Genomic DNA, 13,518 nt, shown 5'->3' on the forward strand with positions numbered 1-13,518 from the left:
GTTAATAGTTGGTTTACAGCTTTTTTCTCACGCGTAGAATGGCGCCCTTTGCGACTTTCCGTCTGTCCACCACTTGAGCCCCCTATATGGCCTTGGCGACACTGCGAATAATTGGCTTCATCCTCGGTATTTTTTTATTGACGCTAGCGCTCAGCATGATGATTCCTCTGCTGACGCTACTGGTATACGGACGTACCGATGACCTCGACCCCTTCCTCTGGTCGAGCCTGATTACTGCCGTGGCGGGTATTGCACTGGTCATTCCAGGACGCCCTGAAAACGCCCAGCTACGCCCCCGCGATATGTACCTGCTGACCACTGGCAGTTGGATTGTGGTGTGCATTTTTGCGGCATTACCAATGGTGCAAATCCACCACATCAGTTACACCGATGCCTTTTTTGAAACCATGTCGGGTATTACCACCACCGGTTCGACCGTGCTCAGCGGGCTCGACACCGCATCCCCGGGGCTTCTTATCTGGCGATCAATGCTGCAATGGCTGGGCGGCATTGGCTTTATTGGTATGGCGGTGGCGATTCTGCCGCTGCTGCGCGTCGGTGGCATGCGCCTGTTCCAGACCGAGTCTTCCGACTGGGGCGAGAAAGTCATGCCGCGCTCGCATATGGCTGCCAAATACATTCTGCTGGTGTATCTGGGCCTGACGCTGCTTGGCGGTGTCTCCTACTGGCTCGCAGGCATGACGCCCTTTGAGGCGATCAACCATGCCATGACATCCATCTCCACCGGCGGTTATTCAACTTCAGACTCATCACTGGCCCATTGGGACCAACCTGCTGTGCACTGGGTGGCTGTCCTGATGATGATATCCGGCAGCCTGCCATTTACCCTGTACGTCGCCACCGCTCGTGGCAACCGCCACGCACTGATCCGTGATCACCAGGTTCACGGCTTTATTGGGTTTCTTGTTTTGACCTGGCTGGTCTTCGGGACTTGGCTGTGGATCAACTCTGACTACAGCTGGATGGATGCAGTGCGCATCGTTGCAGTCAACGTGACTTCAGTGGTCACCACCACCGGCTTCGCACTGGGTGACTATACGCTCTGGGGCAGTTTCGCGGTCATGCTGTTCTTCTACCTGACCTTTATCGGTGGCTGCTCGGGCTCAACCGCTGGCGGCTTGAAGATCTTCCGTTTTCAAGTGGCCTACGTGTTGCTGCGCGCCAACTTACAGCAGCTTGTTCATCCGCGAGCAGTGATCAAACAGCAATACAACAACCACAATCTCGATGAAGATATTGTTCGCTCGCTGATTACCTTTTCGTTCTTTTTCACCATCACCATTGGTGTCATTGCACTGGGTTTAGCCTTACTCGGCCTGGACTGGATAACCGCACTGACCGGCGCAGCCACTGCAGTGTGTAACGTTGGTCCTGGGTTAGGCCCTATTATTGGACCTGCTGGAAATTTCGCCAGCCTGCCAGATGCCGCCAAGTGGTTACTGACCTTAGGTATGCTGCTTGGCCGATTAGAAATTCTGACGGTATTGGTATTGGTCACTCGCTCATTTTGGCGTCACTGATATCAGCCAACTAAAATACAAAACGAGCCGCAAGGATGCAGGTTCCAAAATGAAATTAATAATAAGTGCGGGGGGTTGAGTTGGATGTCTAAATCGACACTGCGCATTCTCGCCTTTATCAATGGCGTGTTCCTGATCACCCTGTCGGTCAGTATGCTCGTGCCAGTCATTACCTTGCTGGTTTTCGAGCGTCCGGGCGAAATCAATTCATTTTTATGGTCGAGCCTGGTCACCTTTATCAGTGGCTTGGTGCTCGTTGCCCAAGGTCGCCAACAAATCACCCAACTGCGCCCACGTGACATGTATATGCTGACGGTCTCCAGCTGGGTCATGGTCTGCCTGTTTGCCGCACTGCCGTTTATTTTTGCTCAACACATGAGTGTTACTGATTCATTGTTCGAAAGCATGTCGGGCATAACGGCGACCGGGGCAACTGTTCTCAGTGGCCTGGACAGTATGTCGCCAGGTATTTTGATTTGGCGCTCACTCTTGCACTGGCTTGGCGGCGTTGGTTTTATTGCCATGGCCGTGGCCATTTTGCCAATGCTGCGCATTGGTGGCATGCGCCTGTTCCAGACCGAATCATCTGACCGCTCTGACAAGATCATGCCGCGCTCGCACATGGTCGCCAAATACATGGTCGCGGCCTATGTTGGCTTGAGTATTTTTGGGGTTGTGGCCTTGTGGCTCGCAGGCATGGGCTGGTTTGATGCGATCAACCACACCATGTCAGCCATCGCCACTGGCGGTTTCTCCACCTCAGACAGTTCAATTGGCCACTGGCAACAACCCGCCGTGCATTGGGTTACCGTGCTGCTGATGATTCTCGGCAGCCTGCCGTTTGTGCTCTATGCCGCAACCCTTCGCGGTAATTTTCGCGCCCTGTATTACGATCAACAGGTGCGTGGGTTTCTGGGTATCTTGCTCTGCACCTGGATTATTCTCGGCAGTTGGTATGCACTCACCACGGATTTACATTGGCTCGAAGCGGTCCGCCATGTGGCAGTCAATACCACCTCGATCATCTCCACGACCGGTTTTGCCCTGGGGGATTACACGCTTTGGGGCGGCTTTGCGGGCATGCTGTTTTTCTATCTTGGCTTTATCGGCGGCTGCTCGGGCTCAACGGCCGGGGGCTTGAAAATATTCCGCTTCCAGGTCGCCTACATCCTGCTCAAAGCCAACCTTAAACAATTGGTTCACCCGCGTGCGGTGATCAAGCAGCAATACAACAGACACCGCCTCGACGAAGACATCGTACGTTCGATCTTGACCTTTTCATTCTTCTTCACCACCACTATCGCGGTGATGGCACTGGGCTTGAGCCTATGTGGCCTGGACTGGATCACCTCACTGAGCGGAGCAGCCAGCACGGTCTCCGGCGTCGGCCCGGGGATGGGTCCAATCATTGGGCCCGCAGGCAATTTTTCCAGCTTGCCGGATACTGCAAAGTGGATTCTGACCTGCGGCATGTTGCTTGGCCGCTTGGAAATCCTGACGGTGATGGTGGTATTAATGCCTTCGTTCTGGCGGCATTAATACAAAAACACACCGCCTGTATGCAGACGCAAGTTTCCGTGCTTGGCCACCATGGATCAAACACCACGAGGCTCAAGATGAACTCAGTTATCTGGTGAGTGCGGTGATAATGGTGGCCGAAAAAGCGCCGCCCCCCTAGAAAAGCATCAATCACCGGCCCCAAGCCGGGCGCGGTATTCGCTGGGAGTTAATTCAAACCAGCGGCGAAATGCGCGAAAGAAGTTACTCGGATCCGCAAAACCCAATAAATAAGAGATCTCAAGCAAAGTCAGGCTCGCCTGTGCCAGGTACTGCTCTGACAGCTCACAGCGCGTGTCATCGAGCACTTGCTGGAAGCTGGTGCCTTCTTCTTGCAAGCGACGCTGCAAGGTGCGCTGCGACATGTGCAGGCTTTGCGCGACCACTTCACGCTTCGGCTCACCTTGCGGCAGCAACCGGCAAATCACTTGTCGCGCCTGATGAGTGACCCGACTTTCGGAAAACCGCGCCAGATATTCACCGGCAAAACGATCATGCAATTGCGCCAAGGATGGGTTGGCAGTGGGTAATGACATTTCCATGTCGGCGCGCTCAAACAGCAAGGCGTAATGCTTGGAATTGAACTGCAACGGCGCTTGGAACACTTGCTCAAACGGCTCGATATCAGCAGGCGGCTCACCTTGCAGGAGAATCCTGCGGGGTCGGATCAACTTACCGGTCATCCATCGGCAAAAAGCCAACGCGTAAGCCAATGATGCCTCTGCGCTCTGGCGCGCAGGCGGTAGCCGGTCGCCATGAATCGCCAGCACCAGCTCATAGCCATCAGCGGTTGGCCTGAAGCTCAGGTCTGCACCTTCGGCAATGATTCGCTGATAACGAACCAACCGCGCCAGACCTTCCTTGAGGGAACTGCTCGACATCAAGGCATAGCCCACCACATGGAATGAAGCTGGCCGCACAACTTTTGCCATGTTCAAACCAATCGCCGGGTTTCCCGACAATTCAACAGCGCGGGTCCAGAGTCGAGTCATGCCATCTTGCGGAAACCTCGCGTCAGGGTCTTCGAGCAATGCGTAATCGAGGCCCAGCTCAGGAAATATCGTACGGCAGTCTACACCGCCCATTTCCAGTGCTTGAACGATACCTAGAGCCCAGTTGGACGATGTTGTGCGCTCAGTCATTGAGGTTTCTTATTGTGAGATTCGACATACGCCGCAGCGACAGCAATGGCGGCTAAGGATAGCAATGTGGCACTTAATGTCACTGGTTAATAGCCGTAGCAAGCCTAGACTGTAAGCATTATTGAGCCTGAATAAAATAACAACAGGAGGCATAGCATGACGGCCCACGTTTCAGACCGTTTCCAATCATTTGCTGAGTTCTATCCTTATTACTTGCAAGAGCACAGCAATCCGACCTGCCGCCGCCTGCACTACGCCGGTAGTAGCTTGGTGCTGTTGATCCTGGCGTACAGCTTACTGACGCAACAATGGCTATGGCTGCTGGCAGTGCCGGTGGCGGGCTACGGTTTTGCCTGGGTTGGCCACTACGTGTTCGAAAAGAACCGCCCGGCGACGTTCAAATACCCGCTTTACTCATTACTGGGTGACTGGGTCATGCTCAAAGATGCCTTTACCGGCCGCATTCAATTCTAATAAGAGGAGCTCAGCAATGAATATGCACGCGCGTTTCACCCATATGGAAAACGGCACTCAAGATGACTGGGCCATTATTGCCAAAGACTTTCGCGCATTTGCCGACCTGCTGCCTGATCGCATTATCAAGCACCTTAAACTGCTTGATGGTGACTTCGGTGGTTTCCCGGTTGACCGCCTGACCCACTCGCTGCAAACCGCAACCCGCGCGCACCAAGATGGTCGTGACGAAGAGTACGTGGTCTGTGCACTGCTGCATGACATTGGCGACACCCTGGGCAGCTACAACCATGCCGACATTGCAGCCGCCATGCTCAAGCCTTTTGTCAGCGCAGAGAATCATTGGATAGTCGAGAAGCACGCAATTTTCCAGGGCTACTACTTCTTCCATCATTTGGGCATGGATCGTCACTTGCGCGAACAATTCAAAGACCATCCCCAGTACCAGGCAACTATCGATTTCTGCGCAAAATATGATGCCTCAGCCTTTGACCCCGCATACGAAACACTGCCCCTCGAGTTTTTCGAGCCCATGTTGAGGCGCGTGTTTGCCCAACCTAAAAGTTCAATCTACCGCGATGTGAAACAGAGCGCTTAAATCGCGCTCACAACCAATAATCCGCCAAAGCGCTACATTCATCATTGTCGCTTGGCGGTTAAGCCCGGCTTGGTTATGATCCCTGTTTGGCCGAACAGCCGATATAACGTCCACCTAGAGGCGTTCTAATGCTAGGGATCATAGCCGTATCATGACCGTCCGCACCGCTGCATTACCCCATGTATTGCCAGCGCCATTAATGCGTGAATATTACTCGCGCATTCTGGCTTATATTTCTGTCGCTGCCAGTATTGCAGCCGGGACTTACGCCCACTACTTCAATTACAGCATTTTATGGATTGTTCCTTACGCCCTGCTCTATCCGCATTTGGCGTATCAGATTAGTCAGCGCTACAAGCGTGACTATCCAGAAAAAGCCACTCAAGGCTTAATGATTGTTGACGCCATACATTGCGGTTGCTTGGCTGTTCTACTGAATTTTTCCCCAGTCCTGAGTTTGATGAGCCTGCTGACACTGCTGTTTAGCTCGTTGGTGGTCGGCGGATTACGCAATATGAGCTGGGCACTGGTCACCACCTTGATCAGCACCCTAGCCTGCTCGGCGTTGCTCAGCCCCAGGTTCATAGGCCAAACCCCAACGCTGGTCTCGCTGGTGAGCATTCTGTTCACCATGTTCTATATCGCCATTACTGCCTACTTTGTCCACCAACAGGGTTTGCATTTGGCGCAGGTGCGCAGCGACATCAAGCGTGAGCAGGAAAAGGCCGCACGTTTGGCGCGCAGCCTGGCTAAGTACTTGTCCCCGCAGGTCTGGGAGTCGATCTTCAGTGGTAAAAAAACCGTACGGCTGGAGACTCAACGCAAAAAGCTCACGGTATTTTTCTCCGACATCAAAGGCTTCACTGAGTTGTCCGAGGAACTTGAAGCAGAAGCGCTGACCGACCTACTGAATACCTACCTCAATGAAATGTCGAAGATCTGCCTGAAATACGGCGGCACCATTGATAAGTTCATTGGCGACAGCGTTATGGTGTTCTTTGGCGACCCCGCCAGCAAAGGCGCGAAGAAAGACGCCGTCGCTGCGGTGTCAATGGCCATTGCCATGCGCAAGCACATGAAAGTGCTACGCCAACAATGGCGCGCCCAAGGCATCACCAAACCCCTTGAAATTCGCATGGGCCTCAATACGGGTTACTGCACCGTGGGCAATTTTGGCGCGGACACACGGATGGACTACACCATCATTGGCCGCGACGTAAACCTCGCCAGCCGCCTTGAAAGCGCCGCGGAGTCAGGCGAGATATTGATCTCCCACGAGACTTATTCGCTGGTAAAAGACCTGATCATGTGCCGCGATAAAGGCCAGATCAACGTCAAGGGCTTTACCCGCCCGGTGCAGATTTACCAAGTGGTCGATTTCCGCCGTGACCTGGGCGCAACCTCCAGTTACGTCGAACATGAACTGCCTGGCTTCTCGATGTACTTGGACACCAATGGCATTCAGAACTTCGATAAAGAGCGCGTAATTCAAGCGTTGCAGCAAGCGGCTAAAGAATTGCGCGATAAGGTAATCATGTAGGCCTTCGCGGCCTGCTTATGGTTGGCGCTCAAATCAGAATCTGCTGCAACTCGGCATCCAGTAAGGGCTGCTCAGCCAGAAACTCTTGAGCCGAAACCTTCCATGACTGCTTGGCCGCCTCGCTGGCGCAGCGCTCACTATTGAGCGCCAACGCTTGCAGGCACGCATGCCCAAGGTCTTCATGCATAAAGCCAGTGACTCCCTGTTGCAGCACATCAAGGGGACCACGCACAGCAAATGCAGCGACAGGTGTACCACAGGCCAGCGCTTCAAGCATGACCAAACCATAGGTATCCGTCCGGGAGGGAAATACCAGTACACTTGCTTGCTGATAGGCCTTAGCCAAGGCTTCACCGTGCTGATAACCCAAGAACGCAATATCCGGATATTGCTGCTCAAGGGCTTTACGTTGCGGCCCGTCGCCAACGACCCACTTGATACCGGGCAAGTCGAGATCAAGAAACGCCTCAAGATTTTTCTCCGGCGCCAGCCGCCCAACGTAGAGAAACACAGGGCCAGACTGCACAGCGTCACGCGCCTCTTGCTCGGGGTGAAAAAGATTTGTATTGACCCCTTTGCGCCAAAGCCTCAAGCGCTGCAACCCCCATCCGCAAAGCTCATTGCGCAAATGCTCGGTGCTGACCAAAACCGCCTGGCTGCGGCGGTGAAAACGGCGCAAATAGGCATACCCCCAGCGTAGAGGAATCCATGCGCAACGCGCAGTCACGTACTCAGGGTAGCGGGTGTGAATAGCGCTGGAATAGCGCAGGTTGCGCCTATTCAACCAACGTCGTGCAGCCCAGCCAAGCGGCCCTTCTGTAGCCAGATGCACGCAATCGGGCTGAAACTGCTCAATCGCCGGCCCGACCCGCCAGAGATTCCAGACCAGCGCAATTTCCGGGTAGGTCGGACAGGGTATTGAACGGAAATCAGTGGGCGATAAAAGCTTCACCTGATGGCCCATCACCTGTAGCTCAGCAATAAGTGCCTGCAAACTGGTGACCACGCCATTGACCTGAGGTACCCAGGCATCACTGACGATCAGTATCCTCATGCAACAGGCTCAACCGCTGGTGACGCTTGAGCAACTAACTGCGCCTGTCGTGCCTGGTCCTCAGCCAATCGGTAGAGCTCAATGGTGCCGTCGAGGTGTTCGATCAACGCCGTGCATGACTCGACCCAGTCGCCACAATTCATGTATTCAACATCGCCCATTGGGCGAATTTCAGCATGGTGAATGTGGCCGCAAACGACACCGTTAAAACCGCGCTTGGCACACTCGTGGGTGATTGCCTGCTCGAAATCACTGATGAAGTTAACCGCGCTTTTGACCTTGTGCTTGAGGTAAGCCGATAACGACCAATAACCGTAGCCATAACGGCGCCGCCAATGATTCAACCAGCGATTCAAGGTCAAGGTGAACTCATAGGCTGAATCGCCTAAAAATGCCAACCAACGGTGATAACGGGTGATCACATCAAATTGGTCACCGTGGATCACCAGCAATCGGCGACCATCCGCAGTGACGTGCTCAGCTTCGTCGACCAGATGAATATTGCCGAGAATCAGCTTCGAGTAGCGGCGCAGAAACTCATCATGGTTGCCGGTGACATAAATCACTTCGGTGCCACGCTTGCTCATGGTCAGCAACCGCCGAATCACGTTGCTATGGGACTGCGGCCAGTAAACGCCGCTGCGCAATTTCCAACCATCAATAATGTCGCCAACCAGGTACACCTTGTCCGCCTGATAGCGCTTTAAAAAAGCTGAGAGGTGCTCGGCCTGACAGTCCCGTGTGCCCAAGTGGACATCAGAAATCCATAAGGTCCTGACCCGTTGCTTGCTGCTTGGCTTGATCAACTGTGCGCTCGTCATCCTGGCATCCTCAGGCAGAGTTTTATTGAGCTTGCGTGAGGCGGGTGAATGCAATATGACGCTATCGCTTCAATTCAATGACAACTGCACAGTCGTGCACTGATCCCGCTGGCTACTGATAGAATCGCCTGACTCAAAGGGGATATCGGTATGCACTCGCCACTCTCACTGCGCCATTACAGCCATGACCTGCTAAGCCATAGTCATGACCATGCACAACTGGTATTCGGCCTTAACGGCTTGCTTGAGTTCGAGGTCGCAGGCGTTAGCAGTCAGGTCATTCGCCACCGTGTGGCGGTGGTTCCGGCGGCAACCGGACATGCCTGTGGCAGCCCTGAAGGCAGCGACTGTTTAGTCATGGACATCCCCTCTGAACAATGGCTAAAAGAGCGGCTGGGTGTACATGCCGATGCCGGTTTGCGGATGGCAGACAAGATTCAAGCGTTGACCCTCAACAGTGCCCAGGGCCAACTGGTCAATTGGCTGGCGACCAGTCCGATCAACGACCCGGTGATTGCCGAACAAGGCGCGGCATTGTTACTGGCAAGCCTGCTCAGTGAACAGTCCAGCCTGCACGCCAACGAGCCGCGCCTGCCTTTGCAGGCAATCGACCGGTTTATCCATGAGCATGCCGCGTACCCCTTACAGGTGAGCGATCTTGCACGCTTAGCGGGCCTGTCGAATGCACGGTTCCATAGCCGGTTCTTAGTCGAAACCGGCTGTACGCCTATGGAATATGTGCGCAATCAGCGCCTCGAAATAGCCCGTCAGTTGCTGCAAAGCAGCCACCTTGCGGTCGGTGAAGTGGCTGCGCGTGTTGGCTATTCATCGCAAAGTGCTTTTACTGCGGCCTTATCACGCCATTCAGGCTGCACGCCCCGTTCAATTCGCGCAAGACGATAGCAGCGCGATAAAAGTTGATATTTCTGCGACAGACGCCTCGTTCAGGGCACTCTAGAATGGCCCATGTCAAAATATGGAGGCGTTATGCAGCAGATTGAATGGCAAGATTTTGCTCGAGTTGAACTGCGCGTTGGCAGCATTATCTCGGCAGCCCATAACCCCAAGGCAATCAAGCCTGCCTATGTGCTCAAAGTTGACCTAGGGGAACTCGGCATCAAGACCTCAAGCGCACAAATCACGGCTCATTACCAAGCCGAAGACCTGATCGGTCGTCAGGTATTGTGCGTGTGCAACTTTGCCGCAAAACGCATTGCCGGGATTACCTCAGAGGTACTGGTCACTGGCGTATATGACCCTGACAACAAGGTGGTACTGGCGAGCTTCGACATGCCTGTTGCCAATGGTGCACGCTTGGCATGACTGAACGTAAAGCATTACTGGCCATTCACTTGGGTGCCCTGCTCTTCGGGCTCTCAGGGATTTTTGGTAAATTAGCCACCACCACACCCCTGAATATTTCGGCAGGCAGAGCCGTATTTGCCGTGCTGGCACTGGCGCTGTTTGCGCAATTGTCCAGCCAGTCTCGTGGCCTTCGTCCCAGTGCGCGCCAATTGGGCTTACTGGCGCTTGGCGGGCTGCTACTGGGCAGCCACTGGATCACCTTCTTTGAGTCGGTGAAAATTTCCGGCGTCGCTATCGCCACCTTGGGTTTTGCCAGCTTTCCGGCCTTTACCGTGCTTCTCGAAGGTTTGTTGTTTCGTGAGCGCACCCCCCGCCGCGAGTACCTGATGGTGGGTGTAGTCTGTCTGGGCTTGATTCTGGTGACGCCAGACTTCAACCTGAACAGTCAAGCCAACGTCGGCCTGCTGTGGGCGGTGCTCTCAGGCTTTTTGTTTGCACTGTTGTCGCTGCTCAACCGCGCCAGCACCCAAGGGCTGGATCCGGTCAAGGCGGCGCTGTGCCAGAACCTCACGGTCATGCTGGTCTTTATGCCTATGGCATGGCAACAACTGCCGCAAATCACCCTGGTCAATTGGTTCTGGCTGGCATTGCTAGGGGTGTTTTGCACAGGGCTTGCCCACAGCTTGTTTGTCGCCAGTCTGCGGGTGATAAAGGCTCGCACTGCTGCAGTTATTTTTGCTCTGGAGCCGGTTTACGGCATCGCGTTTGCGTGGTGGCTGTTCAGCGAACAACCGACCCTGCGCATGCTCGCGGGCGGCAGCTTGATTATAGTGGCCATCGTTGTGTCAGCACGAATGGCTAAGTAACAGGCACTGCCAGGGTGGATAAAACCGTTAGCCACCCTAGGCGCCTGAATCAATGGATCTTGCGATCATCGTTATGGCCAAGGTCTCGCTGAGGATCAAACTGATCGCGCACTCGCTGCTTGAGTACTTTAGCCTCGGGAAAGCCGCCATCGGCCTTGCGCTCCCAGATTTGTACGCCATTGCAGACAATCTTGAATACGCCACCCGTAGAGGGCTCAAGGCTCACTTTGCCCAGGTCATCGCCGAAGGTTGAAAGTAACTCCTGAGCCAACCAAGCGGAGCGCAGCAGCCACTGACACTGGGTGCAGTAGGTGATGGTAATTTCAGGTTTCGCGCTAGGCATGATCGTTCTCAACTGTCACGGGCAGCCCATAGTAACCTGTGTAACCGGCTTGATCAGTAATAAAGACCTGCCTCTCAGGGGCAGGCTTTGATAAGCACACTCATGCAATCTTAGCGAGAAGCTCGCGCGCCTCCTGCTTTTGCTTAGCATCGCCGTCATTGATGACCTCATTGAGGATGTCGCAGGCGCTTTCGATGCTGCCTTGATCAATATACGCCAACGCTTGGTTGAGCTTGGCAACATTAGTTGTATTGGTCTTCAAGTCAGCCAGGTCATCGACATTGGCCAGCGACCTTTTCGGCTCATCCTCGAACCACGCATCCAGGTCTGCTTCGTTTTCCGCGGTAAGGGTGGCGAACGCATCGTCATCATGGGGCAGCTCTTCGAGGCTTGGCAGGTCCCGTAGATTCGTCTCTATATCTACGTGCTCAGGCTTGGCTGGCTTAGCTTTGGTTTTTGGAGAGAATGGACTCACCAAGTCCCAGTCCGCATCCAAGGATAGGTCGTCAAGGTTAAGCTGGTAATCCTGTGCTGCACTTGATTCAGCTTTCGGCTCAGTTGGCTCAGCCGGCTCGTCAAGTTCCAGCGCCTCGAAATCAAGCTGCAAGTCATCTTCATGCAACTGCGGGTAACGCGCGTTTAGTTGATCAATCCGCTCCGAGGAAAAATTGCTGTGGCGCAGCAAGTTTTCCTCTGCCTGATAACTGGGTGCATCGCCCTGCAATGCCAGAACCTCCAGCAAGCGAAAACGAATATCGTGACGTTCAGGGTGCACTTGCAAGGCTTTGCGCAAGGCGCTTACTGCCTCGGGGTAACGACCATATGTGATGTAAAGATTGGCAGCCTCAATTGCATCCACCGGCGCGCCTGGGCGGCTGGCTGCAACAGCGGGTACAGGCACGGATGCAGGGTTAGGAGCCGGCGCAGGTGCTTCAAACAGTGAATCCAAGGTCGGCGATTCTTCAACTTCTGCAGAAGCAACCGCTACAGCAGGTACTTCCTGCGTCGGCTGTGGCTCGCGTTTGGAACGCCACAACAGTGCCAACAAAAAGGCCAACAACAGCGCAAGCAAACCATAGAGGTAGCTCATCCAATTGGTTGGCTGCTCGTCCTGCTGGATGGGCGCTGGAGCAATCGCTTGAGGTTGATCACTATTTGCAGCTTGTTGTACTGAGCCTGCGTCCAGTTGTGACTGCAACTCGGACAACTGCTGGTCCTTGGCATCAACTTGGGCTTGCAGGGCGTGAACCTGCTCTTGTAATTGAGCAAAGCGTTGCTGCAGGCGCAGGCTCTCATTGGTTTGATTGGCCAATTCAAGGTCCAGTCGGCGTTGCATCTGCGCCAAGGTTTCAGCTTGAGCATCGATGCCTGCGACGTCAGTATTTTGCGCTGCAACAGTATTGGCACTCTGTGCGTTTGAATCCGCGGTGTTTGCGCCAACAGCTTCGTCAACTGAGCCATTGCTGGCAGCGGTCGTTGGCGCAGGTTCAGTTTCGGCTGAGCTTGTTGGGCTTGTTGGGCTTGCCACCACCTCGGCTAACTCGGTAACAACAGTGTCTGGCAGGCGCAAGTTAACACCGGCTTTAAGCCGACTGATATCCCCATTGGTAAACGCCTGAGGATTGAGGGCGTAAATTTCATTCATCAACGTCTGCTGGGACGCCGTGCTGCCCTGATTGCGCAATTGAGATGCGATCTGCCACATGCTGTCGCCACTGCGCACCTGATGTGTCTGGCCGAGCTCGGTCGCAGGCATCACGCTGGGTGCTTGCGGTACATAGGTTTGAGCGGGCGCAGGATTGCGCGTCGAAACTGCAGGGGCTGCGCCCGCGCTGTACTGACTGCTTGGCGCAGCCGAGGCGGAACCGTAGGTTGAGGTGATCGGCGGATCAAGCAATACCGTGTATTCACGCAACAACTGGCCATTGGGCCGTGAGACTTCGACAATAAAGTTCAGGTAGGGCTCTCGCACCGCTTGGCTTGAAGTGACCCGAACAATGCTGCGACCGTTATTCAGTACCGGGGTAAAACTTAGATTATTAAGAAATACAAAACGCTCAACACCCGAGCGATTAAACACATCTGCAGACGCCAGTTTTACCTTGATCTCACTGGCATTCAGGTCACCCACTTGAACAAGCTGGATTTCAGCGTCAAGCGGTTGATTCAATGCCGAGTGCAGGGTTATCTCACCAAGCCCAAGTGCAGGTGCAAAACTAGAATAAAGTGCCGAGCTAGAGACTAGACCGATTAATACATGGCGAACTCGAGACATAG

General features: G+C 54.2%; 13 protein-coding genes. 8 read left to right on the forward strand and 5 right to left on the reverse strand.

The genetic code is table 11. From position 1 onward, the window contains the following. Positions 1-86 precede the first annotated feature (86 nt). Both ACIGCM_RS11580 and ACIGCM_RS11585 read left to right on the forward strand, forming a co-directional pair. A complete protein-coding gene (locus tag ACIGCM_RS11580; RefSeq protein WP_397502204.1) occupies positions 87-1,541 on the forward strand; it encodes a TrkH family potassium uptake protein in 1,455 nt (484 codons plus the stop codon). A gap of 84 nt (positions 1,542-1,625) precedes the next feature. Next, positions 1,626-3,080: a TrkH family potassium uptake protein gene (locus ACIGCM_RS11585; protein ID WP_397502205.1), complete on the forward strand. Its 1,455-nt coding sequence runs from the start codon at positions 1,626-1,628 to the stop codon at positions 3,078-3,080. Between the two features lie 146 nt (positions 3,081-3,226). On the opposite strand, the gene ACIGCM_RS11590 is transcribed toward ACIGCM_RS11585, so the two are convergent. After that, positions 3,227-4,240, reverse strand: a complete 1,014-nt coding sequence (locus ACIGCM_RS11590; RefSeq protein WP_397502206.1) for an AraC family transcriptional regulator — start codon at positions 4,238-4,240, stop codon at positions 3,227-3,229. Positions 4,241-4,396: 156 nt separating this feature from the next. Here ACIGCM_RS11590 and ACIGCM_RS11595 point away from each other — a divergent pair, with 156 nt between their 5' ends. From ACIGCM_RS11595 to ACIGCM_RS11605, 3 genes are all read left to right on the forward strand, one after another. Then, complete coding sequence (locus ACIGCM_RS11595; RefSeq protein ID WP_397502207.1) at positions 4,397-4,714, forward strand: Mpo1-like protein; 318 nt, start codon at positions 4,397-4,399, stop codon at positions 4,712-4,714. Positions 4,715-4,730: 16 nt separating this feature from the next. After that, positions 4,731-5,312, forward strand: coding sequence for an HD domain-containing protein (locus ACIGCM_RS11600; protein ID WP_397502208.1), 582 nt, complete (start codon positions 4,731-4,733; stop codon positions 5,310-5,312). A 151-nt stretch (positions 5,313-5,463) separates the two neighbouring features. Next, positions 5,464-6,852 carry an adenylate/guanylate cyclase domain-containing protein gene (locus ACIGCM_RS11605; RefSeq protein ID WP_397502209.1) on the forward strand — a complete coding sequence of 463 codons (1,389 nt, stop codon included), beginning with the start codon at positions 5,464-5,466 and terminating at the stop codon, positions 6,850-6,852. Positions 6,853-6,880: 28 nt separating this feature from the next. Here ACIGCM_RS11605 and ACIGCM_RS11610 read toward each other — a convergent pair whose 3' ends face one another. Then, positions 6,881-7,906, reverse strand: coding sequence for a glycosyltransferase family 4 protein (locus ACIGCM_RS11610; protein ID WP_397502210.1), 1,026 nt, complete (start codon positions 7,904-7,906; stop codon positions 6,881-6,883). Then, entirely contained in the window at positions 7,903-8,727 is an 825-nt protein-coding gene (locus ACIGCM_RS11615; RefSeq protein ID WP_397502211.1) for a UDP-2,3-diacylglucosamine diphosphatase, read from the reverse strand. Before ACIGCM_RS11615 ends, ACIGCM_RS11610 begins: the two co-directional genes overlap by 4 nt. A gap of 150 nt (positions 8,728-8,877) precedes the next feature. On the opposite strand from ACIGCM_RS11615, the gene ACIGCM_RS11620 reads away from it, so the two are divergent. The 3 genes from ACIGCM_RS11620 to ACIGCM_RS11630 all read left to right on the forward strand — a co-directional run bounded on the left by ACIGCM_RS11620 (position 8,878) and on the right by ACIGCM_RS11630 (position 10,898). After that, a complete protein-coding gene (locus tag ACIGCM_RS11620; RefSeq protein ID WP_397502212.1) occupies positions 8,878-9,630 on the forward strand; it encodes an AraC family transcriptional regulator in 753 nt (250 codons plus the stop codon). A gap of 84 nt (positions 9,631-9,714) precedes the next feature. After that, positions 9,715-10,050, forward strand: a complete 336-nt coding sequence (locus ACIGCM_RS11625; protein WP_397502213.1) for a tRNA-binding protein — start codon at positions 9,715-9,717, stop codon at positions 10,048-10,050. Beyond that, positions 10,047-10,898, forward strand: coding sequence for a DMT family transporter (locus ACIGCM_RS11630; RefSeq protein ID WP_397502214.1), 852 nt, complete (start codon positions 10,047-10,049; stop codon positions 10,896-10,898). The genes ACIGCM_RS11625 and ACIGCM_RS11630 overlap by 4 nt, the downstream gene beginning before the upstream one ends. 49 nt (positions 10,899-10,947) lie before the next feature. Here ACIGCM_RS11630 and ACIGCM_RS11635 read toward each other — a convergent pair whose 3' ends face one another. Together ACIGCM_RS11635 and ACIGCM_RS11640 are read right to left on the reverse strand one after the other, a co-directional pair. Then, positions 10,948-11,241: a SelT/SelW/SelH family protein gene (locus ACIGCM_RS11635; protein ID WP_397502215.1), complete on the reverse strand. Its 294-nt coding sequence runs from the start codon at positions 11,239-11,241 to the stop codon at positions 10,948-10,950. A 100-nt stretch (positions 11,242-11,341) separates the two neighbouring features. Further along, a complete protein-coding gene (locus tag ACIGCM_RS11640) occupies positions 11,342-13,516 on the reverse strand; it encodes a FimV/HubP family polar landmark protein (protein ID WP_397502216.1) in 2,175 nt (724 codons plus the stop codon). Between the last annotated feature and the right edge of the window lie 2 nt (positions 13,517-13,518).

Source organism: Pseudomonas sp. NPDC078700 (genome assembly GCF_044542375.1).
Taxonomy (GTDB): domain Bacteria; phylum Pseudomonadota; class Gammaproteobacteria; order Pseudomonadales; family Pseudomonadaceae; genus Aquipseudomonas.

What these genes read in the sequence shown, in the direction of transcription:
- ACIGCM_RS11580 (WP_397502204.1), top strand. Translation starts at nt 87, where the DNA reads ATGGCCTTGGCGACACTGCGAATAATTGGCTTCATCCTCGGTATTTTT.
- ACIGCM_RS11585 (WP_397502205.1), top strand. Translation starts at nt 1,626, where the DNA reads ATGTCTAAATCGACACTGCGCATTCTCGCCTTTATCAATGGCGTGTTC.
- ACIGCM_RS11590 (WP_397502206.1), bottom strand. Translation starts at nt 4,240, where the DNA reads ATGACTGAGCGCACAACATCGTCCAACTGGGCTCTAGGTATCGTTCAA.
- ACIGCM_RS11595 (WP_397502207.1), top strand. Translation starts at nt 4,397, where the DNA reads ATGACGGCCCACGTTTCAGACCGTTTCCAATCATTTGCTGAGTTCTAT.
- ACIGCM_RS11600 (WP_397502208.1), top strand. Translation starts at nt 4,731, where the DNA reads ATGAATATGCACGCGCGTTTCACCCATATGGAAAACGGCACTCAAGAT.
- ACIGCM_RS11605 (WP_397502209.1), top strand. Translation starts at nt 5,464, where the DNA reads ATGACCGTCCGCACCGCTGCATTACCCCATGTATTGCCAGCGCCATTA.
- ACIGCM_RS11610 (WP_397502210.1), bottom strand. Translation starts at nt 7,906, where the DNA reads ATGAGGATACTGATCGTCAGTGATGCCTGGGTACCTCAGGTCAATGGC.
- ACIGCM_RS11615 (WP_397502211.1), bottom strand. Translation starts at nt 8,727, where the DNA reads ATGACGAGCGCACAGTTGATCAAGCCAAGCAGCAAGCAACGGGTCAGG.
- ACIGCM_RS11620 (WP_397502212.1), top strand. Translation starts at nt 8,878, where the DNA reads ATGCACTCGCCACTCTCACTGCGCCATTACAGCCATGACCTGCTAAGC.
- ACIGCM_RS11625 (WP_397502213.1), top strand. Translation starts at nt 9,715, where the DNA reads ATGCAGCAGATTGAATGGCAAGATTTTGCTCGAGTTGAACTGCGCGTT.
- ACIGCM_RS11630 (WP_397502214.1), top strand. Translation starts at nt 10,047, where the DNA reads ATGACTGAACGTAAAGCATTACTGGCCATTCACTTGGGTGCCCTGCTC.
- ACIGCM_RS11635 (WP_397502215.1), bottom strand. Translation starts at nt 11,241, where the DNA reads ATGCCTAGCGCGAAACCTGAAATTACCATCACCTACTGCACCCAGTGT.
- ACIGCM_RS11640 (WP_397502216.1), bottom strand. Translation starts at nt 13,516, where the DNA reads ATGTCTCGAGTTCGCCATGTATTAATCGGTCTAGTCTCTAGCTCGGCA.